Here is a 20,856-nt window from a genome sequence, read left to right on the forward strand (position 1 = left end):
ATCTCGGGGTACTCCATGAGAAACCCCTGAGATTCACCTCGCGATGCAACTTATCGCCCGCCGCGTACGTCGAACCGGACAAGAGATCGAAGACGGATTCGATGACAGGCGCTCTACCAGGGAACACCTGGGAGGGGCGAAGCGTTGAAACCACCGTGAGGCCACAAACCTCACCGTGAGGAGGTTCCCATGGCGACACGCACCGCCACTGCCACCCGAGAGATCGAGGGCCGTGACAGCGTCGGGCTGTATCTCGACGAGATCGCCCGCAACGAGCTCCTGGATGCTGCCAAAGAGGTTGAGCTGTCCAAGGCGATCGAGGCCGGCCTGATGGCCGAGCATCTGCTGGCCGAGGGCCGCGTCGGCCGCAAGAAAGCACCCGGTGGAGCCACCCGAGCCGAGTTGGAGTGGCTGGCCGAGGAAGGCCACCGCGCCACCCGTCAGTTCATCAACGCCAACCTGCGACTGGTGGTGTCCATCGCGCGCAAGTACGGCCGCGCGCAGATGCCGATGCTCGACCTGATCCAGGAAGGAAATACCGGCCTGATCCGGGCCGTTGAGAAGTTCGACTACACCAAGGGCTACAAGTTCTCGACGTACGCGACGTGGTGGGTGCGTCAGGCGATCACCCGTGGCATCGCGCAGCAGGCGCGTGTGGTCCGGCTCCCGGTCCACGTCGTCGAGGAGCTCAACCAGGTCGGCGGCGCCCGCCGCACCCTGGAGCGTCAGCTCGGCCGTGACCCGGAGCCGGAGGAGATCGCCGCCGAGCTCGGAATGGACATCGACCGCGTCCTCGACCTGCTCTCCTGGGGTCGTGACCACGTCTCGCTCGACACGCCGATCGACGAGGACGGCGACACCTCGCTGGGTGACCTGATGGCTCAGGAGTCCTCACCGTCGCCCGACATGGACGTCATCGACGTCGAGTCGCGTGAGCGGCTCAACTCGCTGGTCGGCCAGCTCGACGAGCGTTCCGCCGACATCGTCCGCTCCCGCTACGGGCTCACGGACGGCCGTCAGCACAAGCTCGCCGACATCGGCGTCAAGCACGGCATCTCCGCCGAGCGCGTACGCCAGCTCGAGCGCGAGGCCCTGCAGAAGCTGCGCCGCTTCGCAGACCCCGACCTCGCGGCGTAGCCACCCACAGCCGAGGCGTCACTTAAACAGATCGAGTTGGCACTGCGGTGCCAACTCGATCTGCGTATGTGACGCTTCGGCCTGCGCGAGCGACGCCTCGGCGGTCAGTAGCCGCCGGGCGGCGGGGCCATCTCCAGACGTACGCCGATCAGGCGGATCGGGCGGTCCTTCTCGACCCGCTCCAGGAGCGCCTCCGCCTCCTCGGCGAGACGGTCGGGGTCGAGGGTGGGCTCCGGGAGCTTGTGGCCGCGGGTGACGGTGAAGAACGGCTTGAGGCGCACCTTGATCTCGACCCTGGTCACCGGGCGACCCTCCTTCACCACGTCCGCGAGGCACTCGCCGCACAGGCGGCGGGTCGCGGCGACGATGTCGGGCCACTCGACGAGATCCTGCTGGAAGGTCTCCTCGTGGCCGTGGCCGCGCGCGACCCACGGCGAGGGGTCCACGGGGCTGGAGTCGGCGCCACGGCCCAGACGGCGCAGCCAGGGGCCGGTCGTGGGGCCGATCTCGGCGGCCAGACGCTCCGCCGAGGCCGCTCCCAGGTCGGCGACCGTCTCGATCCCGAGCCCGGCGAGCCGCTTCGCGGTCTTCGCCCCGATCCCCCACAGCGCGTCGGTCGGACGGTGCCCCATCTCGGCGTCCCAGGTCTGGTGGGTGATCCGGTAGACGCCGGTCCCCCGCAGCTGCCCGCCCGGCCCGGGCTCGTGACCGCCCGCACCGGCCTCACGCGCGAGGGCACCGTCGACCCGCTGCTTGGCGAACCCCGTGGCGAGCTTCGCCTGCAGCTTGTTGTCGCCGACTCCGACGCCGCTGCGCAGCCGGGTGCGCTCGAGCACCCGGTCGCGTACGTCCTGGGCGAAGGCCACCGGATCGCCGAGGTCGCCGTGGTCGGGGCCGGGCCCGAGGAACGCCTCGTCCCAGCCGAGGACCTCGACCAGGACAGGTACGCCGCCCCACTCCAGCGATCGCAGCGTGTCCATGACGCCCGCGGAGGCCTCGTCGTAGGCCACGTGGTCGACCGGCAGCAGCACCGCGTCGGGGCACTTCCGCACCGCCAGCCGCAGCGGCATCCCGGAGCCCACCCCGTGCGCCCGAGCCTCATAGGAGGCCGTCGAGACCACCGCCCGCTCGGTCGGGTCCCCGCGCCCACCCACGATCACCGGCTGGCCGGCCAGCTCGGGCCGGCGTAGCACCTCCACCGCCGCGATGAACTGGTCCAGGTCGACGTGCAGCACCAACGTCATGCGTCGATGGTGCCACGAAACGCCGCAGCGAGGCGTCAGCCCTGCGAGGCGGCCTCGGAGAGAGCCGCGGAGGCCCGCTCCGCCTGCTGGCGTACGTCACCGGGAACCGGCACCGCACCGGCGGTGCGCTGCTGCCACAGCTGCATGGCGACGACCTTCGCGGCGGCATCCTCGACGAGCGAGCGCTCGAGGCGACCGGAGCGCAGCGCCTTGACGACGCTGCGGTGGGCGGCCTTGGAGTTGGCCGGCATCAGCAGGAGGTCGGCGCCGGCCTCGAGGGCGGCCACCGAGGGCTTCTTGGTGGTGGTCGTGACCGCGCCCATGCCCAAGGAGTCGGTGACGGCGATGCCGTCGAAGCCGAGGTCCTTGCGGAGCAGGTCGTAGATGGGCGCCGCCATGCTGGCCGGCTTCCCGGGGGCCACGGCCTTGACGTCGACGTGGCTGATCATGACGGCCGGTGCGCCGGCATCCACGGCGGCGTCGAACGGTACCAGGTCGCGGCGCTTGAGCTTCTTCTTCCCGAAGTCGAGCTCCTGGAGCCCGAGGTGGGTGTCACCGGTGACCGCGCCGTGGCCCGGGAAGTGCTTGGTGGTGGAGACCAGACCGGCGGCGTTGTAGCCCTGCACGGCCGCGGAGACCGCCGTCGCGGCGATCTTCGGGTCCTCGCTCGGGGAACGCGAGCCGATCGTCGGATCGGCCGCGCCGACGGTCACGTCGGCGACCGGCGCGAACGCCCAGGTGAAGCCCAGGTCGCGCAGCTCGAGCGCCGTCGTCCGCGCCGCCTCGGTCGTCACCGTGACTCCCTTGCCCGGCTTCGCCTCGATGGCATCGCCGGTGCGCGCGAACTCGGGGAACTCGGTGGCCACGCCGCGCAGGTGGGAGACGACGCCACCCTCCTGGTCGACGCCGATCACCGCGGGGAACGAGCGGCCGTCAGCCGCCACCGCACGCGAGACCGCGGCGGTCGTCTCGCGCACCTGGGCCTCGTCGACGACGTTCTCGCCGGTCACGCTGACGCCGGCGAGGTGGAGCTTGCGCACCATCTTGGCGGCCTTGGCCGGGTCGGTGCCGTGGTAGCGGCCGACGATCACCTGTCCGGCGAGCTGCTCCTCGTCCCAGCCCGACACCAGCTCGCGGGCGGTCGCCAGCTCTCCGCGCGTGGGTCCCCAGGCCAGCGGCGTGGTGTCCTTCGTCGGGTCGGTCCTCGTGGTGGCATTGGCCGGCCTGTTCGGCTCGTCCTCGACCCTCGTCGGCATGCCGACGGTCACCGCTGCCGCGCCCGCACCGGCCGCCAGGGCCAGCACGGCACCTGCGATCACCGGTCGCATCCAACGCCTCGGCCGACGCCGCTGATCCTCTGAATCGGTGTGCTTGCCCCCAGTCACGCGGCCGAGTATGTCAGCAACCCCCACCCATCTCACGAACCGGCGAGTGCGTCGTAGATCTCCTGCACCCGCTTCCGCAGGTCGTCGAGGGTGCCGGTGTTGTCGATGACGTACGTCGCCGCGGCGAGCCGATCCTCGCGACTGGCCTGCGCGGCGATCCGGGCCCGGGCGTCGATCTCGGTCATGCCGCGCGCGATCGCCCGCTCGACCTGGGTCTCGACCGGTACGTCGACGACGATCACCTCGTCGAAGAAGGGGGCGTAGCCGACCTCGACCAGTAGCGGGATGTCGTTGACGACCAGCTTCCCGGCCGTTCGGCCGGCCTCCTCGAGCTCCGCGGAGCGTGCCCCGACCAACGGGTGCACGATCGCGTTGAGCCGCTCGCGGGCACCCTGGTCGGCGAAGACGATCTCCCCCACCTTGGCCCGGTCGAGCGCACCGGACTCGGTCAGCACCGACGGCCCGAACTCCGCCACGACCTGGGCGAGCCCCGGTGTGCCCGGCTCGACGACCTCCCGGGCGATCTTGTCCGAGTCCACGATCACCGCCCCGAACCCGGCCAGCAGCTCCGACACCGTGCTCTTCCCCGAGGCGATCCCGCCGGTGAGTCCTACGCGCATGGCCCCAACCTAATGGGACCGCCGTCGGCGCCTCACGCCGCCTAGGCCGGCATGGCCGAGTCGAGGCTGTCGCTGCAGGCGAACCGGCGCCGGTAGGCCTGCGGGGAGAGCCCTCGCACGCGCGTGAAGTGGTGGCGCAGTGCCGCGGCGTTGCCGAAGCCGACCTCGCCCGCGATCCATTCCACCGACCGGTCGGTGCGCTCCAGCAGCTCCTCGGCCCGGCGCACCCGCTGGGCGGTGATCCAGGCATAGGGCGTCGCCCCGGTCTCGGCACGGAACCTGCGGGCGAACGTACGCGGCGACATCAGCACCTGCCGGGCCAGCGAGTCCACGTCGAGCTCCTCGTGGAGATGGGCCGTGATCCAGGCCAGCAGCGGGCCCAGGGTCTCCGCGTCGGGGTCGGGCACGGGGTGGGAGATGAACTGCGCCTGTCCCCCGTCGCGCTGCGGCGGGACGACCATGCGCCGGGCCACCGCCGAGGCGACGGCGGCACCGTACTCCTGGCGCCAGATGTGCAGCGCGGCGTCGAGCACGGAGGCGGTGCCGGCGCTGGTGACGATCTGGCCGGTGTCGACGTAGAGGACCTCGGGGACGACCCTCGACTCCGGGAACCTCCGCTGCAGCTCGGTGGCGTACTTCCAGTGGGTGGTGCACTCGATCCCGTCGAGAAGGCCCGCCTCCCCCAGCGCGAAGGCGCCTGAGCAGGCGGTCAGGAATCGGGCACCGCGCGCGTGAGCGCGCAACAGGGCCTGCCGCACCTCCTCAGGCAGCGACCCGTCCGGGCCGCCGAACGCGGGGATGGCGATCAGGTCGGCCTCCTCGAACCGCTCCAGACCGTGCGGCGCCTCGAGCATGAAGCCGAGGTTGGTGCGCACCATGCCCGCCGTCGGCGCACACACTCCGAAGTCGAGGAACGGCACCCCGTCATCGCGCCGGTCGATGGCGAAGGCCTCACAGACCGCACCGAACTCGAAGGGGGCGACACCGTCCCAGATCACCGCAGCGACGTTCCTAAGCACCTCAGAAGGGTGCCAGTTGGCAGGAAATCGCGCAACTTAGGCATTTCTGCCAATGTGGCAGGAATACCTGGTAGCGAAGAATTACTGCCATGAACACAGTACTCATCGTCCTCATCGCCCTGCTCGCCGTCGCCGCGTACGCCACCTTCGCCTCCGTCCGCAGCGACCGCCCCAAGACCGCGCCCCGGTCGCACGCCACCGACCCGGCCTTCGAGCCGCAGAGCAGCCTGCCAGGCGTCAGGTGGCCCTAAAACGCCGAATGCCCGGCCCCTCAGGGGCCGGGCATTCGTGCGTTCTCAGAGCATCAGCTCGCGATGATCACTGACCGCCGGTCAGCTTCTCGCGGAGAGCCTGCAGCGCCTCGTCGGAGGCGAGGGAGCCGCCCTCGTCCTCGGAGACGGTCTCGTCGACCGAGCCACCCGAGGAGTAGGAGGTGGCCTCGCCGGCCTCGGCAGCCTTCTCGGCGGCCTCCTGCTGCTGCTTGATGTGGGCCTCCCAGCGAGCGTGGGCCTGAGCGTACTGCTCCTCCCACTTCGCGCGCTGCTCGTCGTAGCCCTCGAGCCACTCGCCCGTCTCCGGGTCGAAGCCCTCGGGGTAGATGTAGTTGCCCTGGTCGTCGTAGGTCGCCGGCATGCCGTAGAGCGTCGGGTCGAACTCCTCGACGTCGGTCGAGGTGACCGTCTCGTTGGCCTGCTTGAGCGAGAGCGAGATGCGACGGCGCTCGAGGTCGATGTCGATGATCTTGACCATGACGTCGTCGTTGACCTGGACGACCTGCTCGGGGATCTCCACGTGGCGCTCGGCCAGCTCGGAGATGTGCACCAGGCCCTCGATGCCCTCCTCGACGCGGACGAACGAACCGAACGGCACCAGCTTGGTGACCTTACCCGGGACGATCTGGCCGATCTGGTGGGTGCGGGCGAAGTGCTGCCACGGGTCCTCCTGGGTCGCCTTCAGCGACAGGGAGACACGCTCGCGGTCCATGTCCACGTCGAGAACCTCGACGGTGACCTCGTCACCGACGGTGACGACCTCGGACGGGTGGTCGATGTGCTTCCAGGACAGCTCCGAGACGTGGACGAGACCGTCGACGCCGCCGAGGTCCACGAACGCACCGAAGTTGACGATCGAGGAGACGACACCCTTGCGGATCTGACCCTTCTGGAGCTGGGTCAGGAAGCCGTGGCGAACCTCGGACTGGGTCTGCTCGAGCCAGGCACGGCGCGACAGGACCACGTTGTTGCGGTTCTTGTCGAGCTCGATGATCTTGGCCTCGAGGGTCTGACCCACGTACGGCTGCAGGTCGCGGACGCGACGCATCTCGACGAGGGAGGCCGGGAGGAAGCCACGCAGGCCGATGTCCAGGATGAGACCACCCTTGACGACCTCGATGACCGCGCCCTCGACGACGCCGTCCTCCTCCTTGACCTGCTCGATCGTGCCCCAGGCGCGCTCGTACTGCGCGCGCTTCTTGGACAGGATCAGGCGGCCTTCCTTGTCCTCCTTCTGGAGCACCAGGGCCTCGACCTTGTCGCCGACCTCGACAACCTCGGACGGGTCGACGTCGTGCTTGATCGAGAGCTCGCGCGACGGGATGACACCTTCGGTCTTGTAACCGATGTCGAGCAGGACCTCGTCCCGGTCGACCTTGACGATGACACCGTCCACGATGTCGCCGTCGTTGAAGTACTTGATGGTCTCGTCGATCGCGGCGAGGAAGTCCTCTTCCGACCCGATGTCGTTGATCGCGACCTGAGGCGCGTCGTAGTCGGGAAGAGGAATGTTGAGCGTGCTCGTCATAAGGGAGGTGGTTTCCTTGGGTGGACAGATATCGTCGGGTCACACACGGCTCAAGTCTCGGGTCGGCCACCCCTCGCCGGCACCAGCACAAACAGGCTTCGTCGCCCGGCGTTAACCGGCGGTCGAGGTAGCAAGCCAAGGTCCACTAGGTCTGGGACCCGGGCAGACTTCAGACGCAGTTTCTTAGCCTACGCTCCAGCCACAGGCCCCGTCCAACTGTCGACGTCACCGCGCTGGGCATACCCTGTAGCCGTGGACCAAGCCATCAGCCCGGTCGTTCGACCGGAGGCGCCCATCGATCCCTTCGGCGCGATCGAAACCATCGGAACGACCGGCCCTGTGGTCAGAGCCGAGCGGCGTACGGTCGGGGAAGCCGAGTCGCGCCGCGCGAACGGGCCCGACTGGGACCGTTACGCCGACGAGTACCAGGCCACGCACGGACCGTTCCTCGGTGAGGCCGGGTTCGTCTGGGGTCCGGAGGGCCTGACCGAGGCCGATCTCGGCATCCTCGGTGACATCAGCGGCAAGGACGTGCTCGAGCTCGGCTCCGGCGCCTGTCAGTGCTCCCGGTGGGTGAACACCCAGGGCGGGCGCGCGATCGGCCTGGACCTCTCGGGCCGCCAGCTCCAGCACTCCCGGCGCCTCGACGAGCAGACCGGCGTGGTCGTGCCCGCCGTGCAGGCCACCGCGACCGACCTGCCCTTCGCGCACGACGCCTTCGACGTGGTCTTCTGCTCCTTCGGAGCGCTGCAGTTCGTCAGCGACATCGCCCACGCGCTCGCGGAGACCTCCCGCGTCCTACGCCCCGGCGGCCGATTCGCGTTCTCGATCACCCACCCGACGCGGTGGATGTTCCCCGACGACCCAGGTCCCGAGGGCCTGATCGCGGCGCAGTCCTACTGGGACCGCACCCCCTACGTCGAGGTCGACGACGAGACCGGCAAGGTGTCGTACGTCGAGCACCACCGCACGCTCGGGGACTGGGTCTCGTTGCTGGCCGGCGCCGGGTTCCGGATCACCGACCTGGTCGAGCCCGAGTGGCCCGAGGACCACGAGCGGGTCTGGGGCGGCTGGTCGCGCACCCGCGGTCTGCTGACCCCCGGGACCGCGATCTTCGGTGCCGACCTGGCGGGCGGCTAGACCCGCTCACAAAAGCCGAGCGCGGGCCCGGGAGCTGGAAGCTCCCGGGCCCGCGAACGTCGATGCTGGTGCGTGCTGAGCCTCAGGCGTCGACCAGGGTGCGGTCGTCCGCGGCGGCGTGGGCGCCACCGTTGGGCTTGCGGCCGCGCAGCGCCAGCCACAGGCCGATCAGCAGGAAGATCAGGCCGGCGACGACGCCGCCGACGGGGATCCAGGTGCCGATCAGGTTGAGCTGGGCGATGTTGTCCTTGGCGTCCTGAGCGTTGTTGGAGACGGTCTCGTCGGAGTAGCTCATGTCAGCGTCGATCAGCACGGTGCCATCGCTGGTGACCATCTTCTGGGTCGCGCTCTGGTCGATGTAGGAGCCGGTGGTCGGCTCGACGAAGATCGTCTGGGTGGCCTCGTAGGTGCCCCGGATGTCGTCCTCGGTGTCCTTCACCTCGTCCTCTCCTGCCGAGAGCGACACGTCGTCCTCGGAGGCGGAGACCTCGAACTGGTAGGTCTTCACGCCCTTGACGTCGGCGTCGTCGACGTAGGTGGCGATGACGGTGGTGCCGAGCGTGTCGTCCCAGTACTCGTAGTCGTGGCGCTCGGTCTCGAACGGGAACTTGCCGGCCAGGCCGGTCATGCCGTCGACGGCCCGGTCCTCACCGACGTACTTGGCCTGGTCCTCGACGACCTCGGAGCTCTTGCGGTCCATGGCGTAGGCACGCTCGGTCGTGATCACCACTCGATCGTCGTCCTCGGCGCGGGCGCACGGGGGCGTGTCGCCCTCCTGGATCATGATGCAGCCGGCCTCGACGAAGACGACGACGTCGTCGGTCGACTCCTTCGGAGCCGCCTCGGTGGTCCGGGTGTACTTCACCGGAACTGGGGTATCCGACTTGGCCAGCGCGCCGCTGGCGGTGCCGTCCAGGACCGTCGTGGTGTTGACGTTGAGCGGCACGGTCGCCGCGGCGTCCCGGCCCCAGAAGCCCGCTACCGCGGCAGCGACCAGCGCGAACGCGCCGACCAGCAAGAAGATGTAACCAATCACTCTTCGCATGTTTTTGCCCCTCCCAAGGCCTCAGTTCCCCCCTCGATCCGCGAACCGTAGCAGCAATACCCGGTCCGGTGTGCAACGGGTCACAAACCGCTGTGCGACACTTCCTCTTCGTGTCCTCCCCCCACTCCACCACCACCGCTGCCGGGCACACCGGCGGGCCTACTGACGCGCCCGCTGCCGACGGCCTGCTCGCGACTCCCCGGAGTGTCGTGGCGACCGCGCTCGCCCTGATCGTGGCCCAGCTCGCCTTCCGCGCCTGGGCGCTGAGCGGCTCGTGGTACCGCTTCGACGACGCCAACTTCATGTCGAAGCTGATGTCCGACGGCCTCTCGGCCGACCTGCTCTTCCACGGGTTCGCCGGGCACCTGATGCCGGGCGCGTTCGCGCTGACGGCCTACAACTTCGGCCTCGACCCCTACGCCTGGGCCTATCCGGCCGTCGAGCTCCTCGTCCTGCAGGCGATCGCCAACCTGGGCGCGCTGGTCTTCCTCTGCTCCGCGTTCGGGAAGCGGCGCGGCATCCTGCCGCCCCTGGCGCTGTTCCTGTTCAGCTCGATCAGCCTGCCGGCGTTCCTGTCCTGGGGTCCCGGGATCACCCAGCTGCCGTTCCTCGCCGCGATCTTCTGGGGATCCTGGGCACACCTCAACTACCTGCGTACGCGGCGGTTCCGCTGGGCTCTGCTGACGATCCTCATCACCCTGGCCGCCATCGCCTTCGGCGAGAAGGCGATGCTGCTGTTCTGGCCGTACGCCGTGCTGGCGCTGGGCTGGTTCGCCACCGGTGACATCCTGACCCGGCTGCGGACGATCCTGGGCCGCTATCTGCCCGGTGTGCTCCTCTACGGGGTCGTCTCGATCGGCTCCGTGATCGCCTACCTCACCCTCGGCGCGGGATCGTCGAAGGCGTCGGGCAGCTCCGACGCCAACGGGTTCGCGCTGGTCGCGCAGCGGTTCCTGCTGGAGTCGTGGGCGCCCGGCGCGGTCGGTGGGCCGCTGCGGTGGAAGTGGATCGAGGGCAACTCCGCCGGCTGGGCCGAGCCCGGCGCGGTGGTCTCGGTGCTCGCCGTCGGCGTGCTGGCGCTGCTGACCTTCGAGCTCGCCCGCACCCGCTCGATCGCGCTGCGGGCCTGGTGGCTGGTCGGCGGGATCCTCGTCATCGACATCGCCCTGATCACCGCCATCCGGGCCGGCGGGGTCGGCGCCGACATCGCGCTCGCCTACCGCTACCTCACCGACACGATCGCGGTCACCGCGATGGCGCTCGCGCTGGCCACGCTGCCGTTGCGCGGGGCGGTGGAGACGCTCACCCCGACGCGTACGTCACCCTTCCTGGACAACCCACGACGGGTCGCGGTGGCGACCGCGGTCGTCGCCGCGCTGGGGCTCTTCTCGTCCTACTCCTACGTCCAGGGCTGGCACGACGACGACAACACCCGTCGCTACATCGATACCGTCCGCGCCGACCTGGCCGAGGTCGAGGAGCCGCTGCCGATGGCGGACGGGCCGGTGCCCGAGTGGATGGTCTGGGGCGCGTCATACCCCTACAACCAGGTGAGCCGGGTGCTCCGGCCGCTGTCGGACAAGATGGCGTTCCCCCGGGCCAGCACCGACAATCTCTACCTGGTCGACAAGGACGGTCACATCCGGCCGGCGCTGGTCGAGCCCGAGCGACGCTCGGTCGGCGCCGTCGACCCGACACCGAGCCCGGACAAGTGCAAGCTGCGGGTGCGGCAGACACCCCTCGAGGTCGGCCTGGACGGTGGCGTCGACGGCGCCGGGTGGTGGATCCGGGTCGCCTACGTGGCTGCCGAAAAGGACGCCGGCCGGATGCGCGTGACCGCAGGCGACCACTCCTACGACGTGGACGTCGAGCCCGGGTTCCGCAGCCTCTACCTGCGTACGGGCGAGGGACGCTTCGACACCATCAGCCTCCAGAGCCTGACTCCGGGATCGAAGCCCTGCCTGGGTGGCATCGAGGTCGGCAGCGTGGTGCCGTTCGGTGATCCGATCTCAGGGCCTGAGGAGGACGGCTGATGGACCGCCGATTCCTCACGCTCGACGCGCTGCGCGCCGTCGGCGCGCTGATGGTGGTGCTGACCCACGTCGGGTTCCACACCGGCCGCTACCCGCAGGGCTGGACCGGGGCGATGCTCGCCCACTTCGACCTCGGCGTGGCGCTCTTCTTCGTGGTCTCCGGGTTCCTGCTGGCCAGACCGTGGTTCGCGGCCAGCGCCGCCGGAGCGCCGCCGCCGAGCACCGGACGCTACCTGTGGAAGCGCGCGCTGCGGATCCTGCCGCTCTACTGGGTCGTCGTGGCGGTCTGCCTGATCGCCGCGCCGGCGAACTCCGACGTCGGCGTCGGCGGCTGGATCGCCAACCTGACCCTGACCCAGATCTACACCCAGGACACGCACGCCTACGGCCTGGCGCACATGTGGAGCCTGTGCACCGAGGTCGCCTTCTACCTCGCGCTGCCGCTGGTGGTGCGGCTGCTGACGCCGCGAGACCGCCTGGACGTACGCCGTGTGCTGGTCGTCTGCCTGCTGCTCTCGATCGGCGGCGTGGCCTTCGCCGCGGGCGCCCGGACCTGGTTCGACCAGCCGTTCGCTGCCGAGTGGCTGCCGGCGTACCTGCCGTGGTTCCTGGCCGGCACGGCGCTCGCTGCCTGCTCGGTCGACCCGGGCATGCGCGCGCGGCTGGACGCCGCCGCGCGCGACCTGGCCGGCTGGTGGCTGCTGGCGCTGGGGCTCTTCGTCGCGGCCTGCACCCCCATCACCGGCCCGATCGGGCTGGTGGATGCGCCGACGCCGGCCGAGTCCGCGCTCAAGTGCGTGCTCTACGGCGCGGTCGCGGTGTGCGTGATCTTCCCGCTCGTCTTCGGGCCCGAGCTCGAGGGTCCGGTACGCCGCTGGCTGGCCGGTCCGGTGCCCAGCGCGCTGGGCGAGATCTCCTACGGCATCTTCTCGATCCACATGTTCGTGCTGCTGATGGGCATGGAGCTGCTCGGGTTCGGCACCTTCAACGACCGCTTCTGGACCGTCCTGGGGATGACGCTCGCCGTCACCATCCCGGTCGCGGCGCTGTCCTACATCCTCTTCGAGCGCAGGGTGATGCGGCTGCGTGGCTGGCGTCCCTCCGGGCGCCGGCCGAAGCGGCGGTCCGAGCCCGAGCCTGCGTCAGAGCCCGGTGAGACCGAGGCGGCCGCGGCGACCAGCACGATCGCGACCAGCGACAGCGCCTGAGCCGTCCAGGCGGGCGGGTCCCAGGGCAGGTCCCAGGCGGTCGGGAGGATCTCGACGGCCAGGGCGCCGGCGAGCAGCGCCGCCCCCGACCCGGCGGCCAGGAGACGTACGAGAGCCGGCCGGCGGCCGGTCAGGCGCGGCAGCAGCCAGGCGACCACGGCGGCCAGGGCGCCCCACCAGCCGGCGAGCAGACCGGCCACGAGGACCAGCAGCCCGGCGTCGTACCACCGCCACGGCGCGGCCACGGGGAACACCTCCAGACTGGGCGGGGTGCCGCGGCGGCGCCATGAGGTCACCAGTGCCAGCGCCAGGACCAGCGCCGCGCCGCCCGCACCGGCGACCAGCCCGGCACGGTAGGTGCCCTCGGGCGCGAAGCCGAAACGTACCTCTCCCCCGGCGCCGGCAGGCACGATCCAGCCCTGCTGCCAGCCGTCGACCCGCTGGGCGCGCAGGACCTTGCCGTCCAAGGTCGCGGTGGCACCGGTGTTGATGTTCTGCGGGAGCACGAGGACCCGGTCGTACGCCTCGGCGGAGACGGTCGCCGAGACCGCGGCGTCGCGCTCGTCGCGCTCCACCTCGACCGCCTCCGGCGACTCCGCGTCCGCGATCACCTCCGCGCTGAGCTCGAGGCTGTCGACACGGAGCGCGTCCACCGGGTCGGCGAGCAGGGTGTTCTCGCCGGCGGCGAGGTTGATCGGGGCCGTACCGCAGACCCTCAGCGGCAGCTCGCCACCGCGCAGCAGCGCGGAGAGCGACCCGTTGACCGCCGTACGCAGCACCCGCTCGCCCACGCGGATGCGGGGACCGTCGGCGCAGCCCGCCCGGAGCGTGCCGTCGCCGAGCGGACGGCCGTTGACCTCCACCTCCGAGATGCCGGCGGGCAGCTCGGACGCGTCGGCCATGCTGGAGGGCTGGTCGTAGGCGGCGTCGGTCTCGGTGATCCGGATCCGGAGCCGGTCGGTGCGCCAGCCGCTCGGCACCTCGATGTCACCGTCCGAGTCGACCTCGCGGGTGACCGTGCGCTTGGGTCGGCGCAGGTCGGTGATCTCGACCTCGGTGGGGATGCTGACCGGGGCCGCCTTGTTGACCATGAGCCGCAACGCCCTGATCCGCTGCCGCTCGGGCAAGCCGACGGTCACCGTCGCCGGGCCGGTCGACGGCGCCCGCCAGGAGGTGCCCTCGTCGCCGTCGGCCATCGCGAGCGCCGACTGGGCGATGTCTCCGCGGCTGGGCGCGGTGATGTCGCCACCGGCGAGGGCGGCTGCCGCCGCGGCATAGGCGTGGTCGCGGCGCAGCGACACGGTCCCGGTGACGTCGAACGACTGCCCGCGGGTGAGGGTGATCAGCCGGTCCAGATCGTCGCCGTCGTCGCCGGTGGCGGCCAGGAACGGCTCACAGTAGAGCACGCCACCCTGGTCGATGCAGCCGCTGCGGTCGGCGTCGCGACCGAGCCGGATCTTGCGGATCGTGGTGTCCTCCGGCGGCTCGGGGAGCGCGACCAGGCGCTGGGCGTCCACGCCCTCGATGTCGAGCTCGCTGATCCCCCACGGGCCGTAGGCGGTGGCTCCGCGGGCGGTGATGGTGAGGTTGCGCGCGCTGAACCCGGTGAGGTCGTACGTCGCCTCCTCCCCCGGCTGCGGGGCGTAGACCTTGCGCATCTGGGCGCCGGCGACGAGCTCGAGCCGTTCGACCCCGACGACGTTCTCGGGGATGGTGATGGTGACCTTGCCGAGGTCGGTCTCGTCCTCGAACCGAACCCGGAGCCAGGAGCCCTCGGGATCGTGGTCCCATCCGGTCTCGGTGCGCCACGCGGTGTCGGGATCGCCGTCCAGGGCCGCCGAGGGTGCCCGGCCGCGGTCGACCGGGACCTCCTCCGGGGTCGCCGCCGAGCTGGAGGCCTCCACGGCCTCGACCCCGCGCCAGACCACCGTGCTCTGCCACCGCTCCTGGTCCTCCAGGTAGCGGTGGAAGCTCTCGGGCTGGTCGGAGTCGACGCCCTCCTCGGCCGTCCGGGTCGCGGAGGAGTTGGCTCGGACACCGGAGAAGAGGGTCGTACGCCGCCGCTGGCCGTCGGTCAGGATGACATCGGCCCTCTCCCCGGAGCCGTCGGCGGCCGACCGGGTGTCGTCGGCGGTCAGCACCGCCGGCGCCCCGCTGGCGGGCTCGCCCGGGTCGCCCATCACGGTCGTCTTCGCCGGGATGAGGGTCCCGTCGGAGGTGGCGTCGTCGACCTCGTAGATCTCGATCGGCGGGTACTCCCCCGCCAGTCCCCCGTCGACGAGGACACGGGTGCCCTTCTCGCGGTGGTAGGTGGTGTTGCCGAACTCGGTGCCGAAGCTCGCCTCCCGGGTCAGCCCCGGCGACTGGGCGAGGGTGGCGTGCACCAGCGACGGCGGCGGGGCACCGGTGGTGCCCCAGTGCAGATCGTTGCGTACCAGCAGCCGGGTCACCCCGGCCTTGGCCAGCATCGGGGCGAGGTCGGCGCTGGAGGTGCCGCGCTCGATCTCCTCGGTGACTCGGTCGAGCCAGACGACGTTTCCGGGCTCGGCCAGCGGCACCACGCCGCGTACGGCCCAGCGGGAGTCGGCGTAGGGCTGCAGGACCTCGTCGTGGGTGCTGCCCCACAGGTAGTCGCCGAACCGGGCGGCCGGGACCACGAGCGTCACACCGCCGTCGTCGTTCTCGGAGAGATAGTCGGCGGCGTCGGTCCAGAAGGTCGGGACGTTCTCGATCGACCCGGGTGGCGGCACCTGGCCGCGCACCCAGGGCACCGCCAGGCCGGCCAGCGCGGCCACCACGGCGATGACGAACACCCTCCTGAGCCACTGTGCGGCCTTCGTGGCCGTCCCGGATGCTCGCGCCAGCTCGGCGCGGAAGAGGATGGTCTCGACGGTGAGCACGACGCCGGCGGCGAGCCCGAGGCGGAGCACCGCGTCGTACTTGTGGCTGTTGCGCACCGCGGCCAGGGCGCCGTCGACGAGGTCCTGACGGGCCTCGGCTCCCCAGCCGGCCAGCGCACCGGTGTAGCCGATCCCGACGAGGACGGCGCCGGCCAGCACGCAGCCGATCAGGAACCGGGTCTCGGGGTGGCGTCGCGCGCGGCCGACCCCGGCCAGCCCGGCGAGCCCGATCGCGACGACGGCGGCCGCGTCGAGGACCAGGTAGGGCGTGGCGTGCAGGCTCTGCCCGGCCGGGTAGTAGAGCGGGTCGGCGTACGCCACCCAGTCGGAGGTGCCGAGCAGCGTCGGCAGCAGGCCGGTGGTCGAGGAGGTGACCGCGGCGGTCTCGATGTAGTCGAGGAAGGGCGGGATGTAGCGGCCCTGGAGCACCAGCGGGATCGTCCACCACAGGGTGGCGAGGATGGTGAACACGCCCCACAGCGCCAGTGCGGCGAACCGCCGGGCACCGGTCCTGGTCAGCAGGAAGACCACGCCCGGGACGATCACCGCCGAGACCGCGGTCGCGTTGACCCCGCCCGCGCAGGCGACCGCGAGCGCCGCCACCGCGCACCAGCGCACCAGGTCCTTCGTCGTGGTGGTGCCGCTGGCGCGGATGACCGCGAGCAGCACCCAGGGCGCGACCGCGGTCGGCCACAGCTCGGCCGAGTTGGCGCCGAGGATGGTCATCACGCGTGGCGTCAGGACGTACGCCGCGGCACCCGCGACCTGCGCCCACGGCCGCCCCAGCTGCAGCTCGCGGGCGACCATCAGGACTCCCAGGAAGGCCAGGTTGAGCAGCAGCGCCCACCACAGCCGCTGGATCACCCACTCCGGCAGCTGGGCCAGCTGGCCCAGACCGTAGAAGGGTCCCATCGGCCACAGGTAGCCGATCGCCTGGTTCTGCACCTGGCCGAAGGCGCCCTGCGCGTCCCACATGTTCAGCGCCCGGGCCAGGAAGGCCCACGGGTCGGCGCTCAGGTCGAACTTGGTGTCCGCGACGATCCGGCCCGGGGCCTGGGTGAAGGTGATCGCGGTCAGGATCGCGACGTACGCCGCGATCCTCAGTCGTGAGGTAGGGCTCGGCGGGTCCGGGGTCACGTCTTGCGCAGCACGAGCAGGAGGTTCCATGAGAGCACCTCCCTCACCACCGGGACCCGCATCAGCCACGCCGCCCACGCCGGGTGGTAGCGCGGAACCGCGGCCAGGATCTCGGCGTTGCCCGCCCGGCGCTGGGCGCGCGCCCAGCGCAGCCCGGCGGAGGCGGTCGCTGCGTACATCGACTCGCCGAACTTGTTCTTGGGCTCGTGGCCGTGCTTGCGCAGGTAGCGCCGGCGCGCGAAGCGGCCGCCGAGCAGGTGCCAGGGGCTGGTCTCGTGGCCGCCCCAGGGGCCCCACCACAGGGTGTAGGAGCAGAAGACCACGCCGCCGGGCCTGGTGACCCGGAGCATCTCGTCGAGCATGGCGGTCGGGGTCGGGACGTGCTCGAGCACGTTGGAGGAGTAGCAGGCGTCGACGCTTCCGGTGCGGACGGGAAGCCGCATCCCGTCGCCGAGCATGCTGCCCTCGGCGACGATCCCGGCGCCCTGCATCTCACCGGCGTCGGCGTCGAGCGCGAGGTAGGTCGCGCCGGCGTTCATGAAGGCGTCGCGGAAGTAGCCCGGGCCGCCGCCGACGTCGAGCAGGACGGTGCCCTGAAGGGTCTCTCCGTCGGTGTAGTGCGCGAGCTGGCCGACCGAGTCCGCAGCCAGCGCGGTGTAGAAGCGCGCGGGGTCGGTCTGCTCCACGCGGAAGTCGCTGAAGAGGCGTACGGAGCGCCGCAGCGTCGCCCGCCAGTCGTTGCCGACCGGGGCGTCCATCTGGTCCCCGCTCCGGGGGTCGAGGAGGTTCGGCACGGCGGGAACCCTAACCGAATTACCCCAACGGGTGTGCATTTGGTCACGAAGTGTCCTACTCTCCGGTAACTGCGTGACCCCTGGGGAGGGAGCGCTCAGTGCGGGGAAACTGCGAGTCAGGGGAGAACTGAGTTTTGCGCGCCAACGAGGGAGCGCAGCTGGATGGTCGCCATGTGGCGGTCTTCAGCTGGCGCGACACGGACAATCCCGAAGCCGGTGGAGCCGAGCACTACCTCCACCAGATCACCGCCGGACTGGTGGGCGCGGGAGCACGGGTCACCGTGTTCACCGCCACCTATCCAGGAGCGCGTGCCCGGGAGGAGCGCGACGGCATCCGCTACGTACGCCGCGGCGGCAAGCTCAGCATCTACCTGTGGGGTGTGCTGCTGCTCGCGCTGGGCCGGCTGGGCCCGATCGGCCGCGTCGACGCGGTCATCGACGTGCAGAACGGGCTGCCGTTCTTCTGCCCGCTCGGCACCAGGGCGCCGGTCACGGTGCTCGTCCACCACGTCCACCGCGAGCAGTGGCCGGTGGTCTATCCCGGGCTGTCCGGACGGATCGGCTGGTGGGTCGAGTCGTGGCTGGCGCCGCGGCTCTACCGCCACAAGCAGTACGTCGCGGTCTCCCGTGCCACCCGGGCCGAGCTGGCCACGCTCGGCGTCGACCCCGCCCGGGTCGCGGTCGTGCACAACGGCGCCGCGCCGGCGCTGAGCGACCGGCCGGCGAAGACCGAGCATCCCTCCATCTGCGTCGTCGGGCGGCTCGTGCCGCACAAGCGGGTCGAGCTCGCCGTCGACGCGGCGGTGGCGCTGCGGGCCTCCTACCCGGACCTGAGGCTGAGCATCGTGGGCGGTGGCTGGTGGGCCGACGAGCTGGCTGCGTACGTCTCCCGGGTGGGGGCCGGCGACTTCGTCGAGATGCTGGGGCATGTCGACGAGGAGACCAAGGAGGCGGTCTACGAGCGGTCCTGGCTGATGGCGCTGCCGTCGCTGAAGGAGGGCTGGGGTCTGGTCGTCACCGAGGCCGCCCAGCACGGCACCCCGACCGTCGCCTTCCGCGACGCGGGCGGGACGACCGAGTCGATCGACGACGGCGAGTCCGGGGTGCTGGTCGACGACCAGCCCGGCTTCGTGGCCGCGCTCGACCATCTGCTCGGCGACGAGATCCGCCGCAAGGAGCTGGCCGAGGGCGCCCGGTGGCACGCGCGCAAGCACACCTGGGAGCAGAGCCAGCTCAACTTCAACGCCGTGCTCGCCTCCGCGCTCCAGGGGCACGTGGTCAGCGCGGACTGACTGCCCTGGACTGTCGTAGAGACTGAGAAGAGGCCCGGCGGATCACCGCCGGGCCTCTTTCGCTACGTCGAGCTCAGTCGTTGGTGCCGTACTGAACCGTCGACTCAGAGACGCTCGGAGGATTCTCGACGGTGTTGTCCGTGCTGCTGGTGACGACTCCGACGATGGTCGCTGCGGCGACTCCGCCGCCGACAAGAATGCTGGCGACGATGGCAATGATGTTGCCCATGGATATGTGACCTCCCTCTCCTAGCGGCGAACTTTAGCAGCCGGCCGGCGAACAATACTGATCAGTAGCAGAACTGTTGATGTTGTGGCTCCGAGCCAGGCCAGGCCGTACGCCACCCACGCGACGATCACCGCCGTCAGTGCCACCGGGCCGATGGTGTAGGCGGCCGGCCGGGTCGCCTCCCCCGGCAGCCGCTGCAGGAGCAGGCCGCCGCTGTCGTGGACGGTCTCGCCGGCCACCTGCGGCGCCTCGCCCGCGGTGCGGTCGGTGATGACGTACCCGATCCCGAGGCGGCTCAGCTCGCTCGCCCGTGCCTCGGGGTCCGGTGCGGCGAGGGCCTCGGCGGCGGCCGTCGCGCGCGGGTCCTCCCCCGCGATCTCGGTCCTGCTGATGACGAGATCGCCGTTGGTCACGCTCGCCCTGGGCAGCATCCTCGGCAGCGGGTCGAGGACGGGACGACGCTCGTTCCACGCCGGCGCCCGGTAGGCGGACCAGGGCAGGACCAGTACGTCACCCGGTGCCGTCTCCTCGGCGAGCGTCGCGCCGGCCCGCTGCCAGGACGTCGGGTAGTCGGCCGTGCCGATGCCGCCGGCGAGACCCCAGGCGGCGTCGGGAAGCACGGCGATCGGGGCGAGGGCCAGGGCGACGGCGGCGGCCCATCGGGGTGCGGTCCCGGGAAGCCGATCGCGCAGCGCGTCGACCCCGGCCGCGGCGGTCAGGACGATCAGCGGCAGGCACAGCGGAAGCAGGCGGCCGCTGTCCCGCATCAGCGCAAGGCCGGGGATGTGCTGGGCGAGGTCGTCGAGGGCCCCGGGCGCCGCCCAGCCGGCGACGGCGATCGCCATCCCGGCCACCCACAGTCCCAGGATCGCGGTCCGTTGGCTGTCGGCGGTCCACCACCGCCGGAATCCGGCACCGATCAGCGCCACCAGGAGCGCCAGGGCCACCCACGCAGGCCAGCTCTCGCGGCTCGAGGGGACGACCGAGGTGTTCCAGATCCCGCCGAGGGTCAGGGCTGCCAGCGGGGCGGGCAGGGCGTCGCCGCGCAGCGCGAAGACCTCGAACCCGGTCGCCGACGCCGCCTCCGCCGCGTGGGTCAGGCCGGCGATCACCCAGGGCACGTTGACCGCGGCCACCATCGCGAGCAGCAGCGCCGGTCGCCGGCCCCGGCGCAGACCGGTCGCGAGCAGTATGGCGGCCGATACGATCCCCGCGCTGGCGCTCAGGCTCCCGGCGAGCAGGACCGGGAGCAGCCACACCGGGCCGCGCTCGGCCGGGCCGGCTTCAGTCGCGGTCCAACGGCGGCCGGCCAGCACCAGCCAGGGCACCGCGGCATAGGCCAGCAGCATCGGCCAGTGACCCATCCACAGCCGCTCGGCGACGTACGGGCTCCACACGGTCAGGCTCACCACCACCAGCCGCGCGGCGAGCGAGCGCTCCCGCACCAGCTCGGCGGAACCCGCCCCGGCGAGCACGAGCGCCCCGATCAGCACGAGCTTCTGCAGCACGAGCCCCGGAACGACCTCGTCCAGCACCGCGACCACGGCGTCCGAGGGCACCGCCCGCGGCAGTCCCGACCCCAGACCGAGCACATCCCGGGTCAGCGCGAGATCCGGCACCCACACCATGTCGTAGCTGAGCACGAACCCAGCCCCCAGCGCCGGCCCCAGCATCAGCACCGCCAGCACACCCGCCCACACGGTCGGGGCCGCCCGTTCGATCACGCGGCCACCCTAAGCCCCACGCCGAGAAGTCACCCCGGTCGCGCGACACGTCAGCTACGCCGGGCGAGACGTCAGTTGTGGCGGACGAAACGTCAGTTAGGTCGGGCGAGACGTCAGTTGTGGCGATCGAGTTCCGGTCCTGGGCGGAT

Annotated in this window: 15 protein-coding genes and 1 pseudogene; 6 read left to right on the plus strand and 10 right to left on the minus strand. The window is 71.1% G+C overall.

Translation table 11 applies throughout. The features are described from left to right. Nucleotides 1-189: 189 nt before the first annotated feature. Nucleotides 190-1,137 carry a sigma-70 family RNA polymerase sigma factor gene (locus ABT304_RS21150; protein ID WP_160024257.1) on the plus strand — a complete coding sequence of 316 codons (948 nt, stop codon included), beginning with the start codon at nucleotides 190-192 and terminating at the stop codon, nucleotides 1,135-1,137. 104 nt (nucleotides 1,138-1,241) lie between these two features. On the opposite strand, the gene ABT304_RS21155 is transcribed toward ABT304_RS21150, so the two are convergent. The 4 genes from ABT304_RS21155 to ABT304_RS21170 all read right to left on the minus strand — a co-directional run bounded on the left by ABT304_RS21155 (nucleotide 1,242) and on the right by ABT304_RS21170 (nucleotide 5,405). After that, nucleotides 1,242-2,381 (minus strand): DNA polymerase IV, encoded by a 1,140-nt coding sequence (locus ABT304_RS21155; RefSeq protein ID WP_350718173.1) that lies wholly within the window; start codon nucleotides 2,379-2,381, stop codon nucleotides 1,242-1,244. A gap of 35 nt (nucleotides 2,382-2,416) precedes the next feature. Next, nucleotides 2,417-3,709, minus strand: a complete 1,293-nt coding sequence (locus ABT304_RS21160; protein WP_350718175.1) for a glycoside hydrolase family 3 N-terminal domain-containing protein — start codon at nucleotides 3,707-3,709, stop codon at nucleotides 2,417-2,419. Between the two features lie 89 nt (nucleotides 3,710-3,798). Then, nucleotides 3,799-4,386 carry a dephospho-CoA kinase gene (gene coaE / locus ABT304_RS21165; RefSeq protein ID WP_160024260.1) on the minus strand — a complete coding sequence of 196 codons (588 nt, stop codon included), beginning with the start codon at nucleotides 4,384-4,386 and terminating at the stop codon, nucleotides 3,799-3,801. Between the two features lie 41 nt (nucleotides 4,387-4,427). After that, nucleotides 4,428-5,405, minus strand: a complete 978-nt coding sequence (locus ABT304_RS21170; RefSeq protein ID WP_350718177.1) for a helix-turn-helix domain-containing protein — start codon at nucleotides 5,403-5,405, stop codon at nucleotides 4,428-4,430. An 89-nt stretch (nucleotides 5,406-5,494) separates the two neighbouring features. Here ABT304_RS21170 and ABT304_RS21175 point away from each other — a divergent pair, with 89 nt between their 5' ends. Then, the gene (locus tag ABT304_RS21175; RefSeq protein ID WP_350718179.1) at nucleotides 5,495-5,656 is read left to right on the plus strand and encodes a hypothetical protein; all 162 of its coding nucleotides are present in this window, start codon (nucleotides 5,495-5,497) and stop codon (nucleotides 5,654-5,656) included. A 67-nt stretch (nucleotides 5,657-5,723) separates the two neighbouring features. On the opposite strand, the gene rpsA is transcribed toward ABT304_RS21175, so the two are convergent. Continuing rightward, entirely contained in the window at nucleotides 5,724-7,205 is a 1,482-nt protein-coding gene (rpsA, locus tag ABT304_RS21180; protein ID WP_008361841.1) for a 30S ribosomal protein S1, read from the minus strand. 252 nt (nucleotides 7,206-7,457) lie between these two features. Between rpsA and ABT304_RS21185 the strand changes: the two genes are divergently transcribed. After that, nucleotides 7,458-8,345 carry a class I SAM-dependent methyltransferase gene (locus tag ABT304_RS21185; protein ID WP_350718181.1) on the plus strand — a complete coding sequence of 296 codons (888 nt, stop codon included), beginning with the start codon at nucleotides 7,458-7,460 and terminating at the stop codon, nucleotides 8,343-8,345. A gap of 82 nt (nucleotides 8,346-8,427) precedes the next feature. Here the strand turns inward: ABT304_RS21185 and pgfA are convergent, their stop codons facing one another. Then, on the minus strand, nucleotides 8,428-9,390 hold the full coding sequence (pgfA, locus tag ABT304_RS21190; RefSeq protein WP_350718182.1) for a cell envelope lipid trafficking protein PgfA: 963 nt from the start codon (nucleotides 9,388-9,390) through the stop codon (nucleotides 8,428-8,430). 110 nt (nucleotides 9,391-9,500) lie between these two features. Here pgfA and ABT304_RS21195 point away from each other — a divergent pair, with 110 nt between their 5' ends. Beyond that, nucleotides 9,501-11,423 (plus strand): hypothetical protein, encoded by a 1,923-nt coding sequence (locus tag ABT304_RS21195; protein WP_350718184.1) that lies wholly within the window; start codon nucleotides 9,501-9,503, stop codon nucleotides 11,421-11,423. Then, the gene (locus ABT304_RS21200; protein WP_350718185.1) at nucleotides 11,423-12,631 is read left to right on the plus strand and encodes an acyltransferase family protein; all 1,209 of its coding nucleotides are present in this window, start codon (nucleotides 11,423-11,425) and stop codon (nucleotides 12,629-12,631) included. Before ABT304_RS21195 ends, ABT304_RS21200 begins: the two co-directional genes overlap by 1 nt. Before the next feature lie 857 nt (nucleotides 12,632-13,488). Here ABT304_RS21200 and ABT304_RS30865 read toward each other — a convergent pair. Then, nucleotides 13,489-16,698, minus strand: a pseudogene (locus ABT304_RS30865) (alpha-(1->3)-arabinofuranosyltransferase domain-containing protein); the annotation flags it as partial. Further along, complete coding sequence (locus tag ABT304_RS21210; protein WP_350718187.1) at nucleotides 16,665-17,462, minus strand: class I SAM-dependent methyltransferase; 798 nt, start codon at nucleotides 17,460-17,462, stop codon at nucleotides 16,665-16,667. The pseudogene ABT304_RS30865 and the gene ABT304_RS21210, both read right to left, overlap by 34 nt. Before the next feature lie 173 nt (nucleotides 17,463-17,635). Between ABT304_RS21210 and ABT304_RS21215 the strand changes: the two genes are divergently transcribed. Then, on the plus strand, nucleotides 17,636-18,754 hold the full coding sequence (locus ABT304_RS21215) for a glycosyltransferase family 4 protein (RefSeq protein ID WP_350718188.1): 1,119 nt from the start codon (nucleotides 17,636-17,638) through the stop codon (nucleotides 18,752-18,754). A gap of 73 nt (nucleotides 18,755-18,827) precedes the next feature. Here the strand turns inward: ABT304_RS21215 and ABT304_RS21220 are convergent, their stop codons facing one another. Both ABT304_RS21220 and ABT304_RS21225 read right to left on the minus strand, forming a co-directional pair. Next, nucleotides 18,828-18,983, minus strand: coding sequence for a hypothetical protein (locus ABT304_RS21220; RefSeq protein ID WP_160024268.1), 156 nt, complete (start codon nucleotides 18,981-18,983; stop codon nucleotides 18,828-18,830). A 20-nt stretch (nucleotides 18,984-19,003) separates the two neighbouring features. Then, nucleotides 19,004-20,707 carry an MmpA family trehalose lipid delivery protein gene (locus tag ABT304_RS21225; protein ID WP_350718190.1) on the minus strand — a complete coding sequence of 568 codons (1,704 nt, stop codon included), beginning with the start codon at nucleotides 20,705-20,707 and terminating at the stop codon, nucleotides 19,004-19,006. Nucleotides 20,708-20,856 lie beyond the last annotated feature (149 nt).

Origin of the sequence: Nocardioides sp. NPDC000445 (assembly GCF_040300245.1) — a bacterium.
Classification (GTDB): Bacteria; Actinomycetota; Actinomycetes; order Propionibacteriales; family Nocardioidaceae; genus Nocardioides.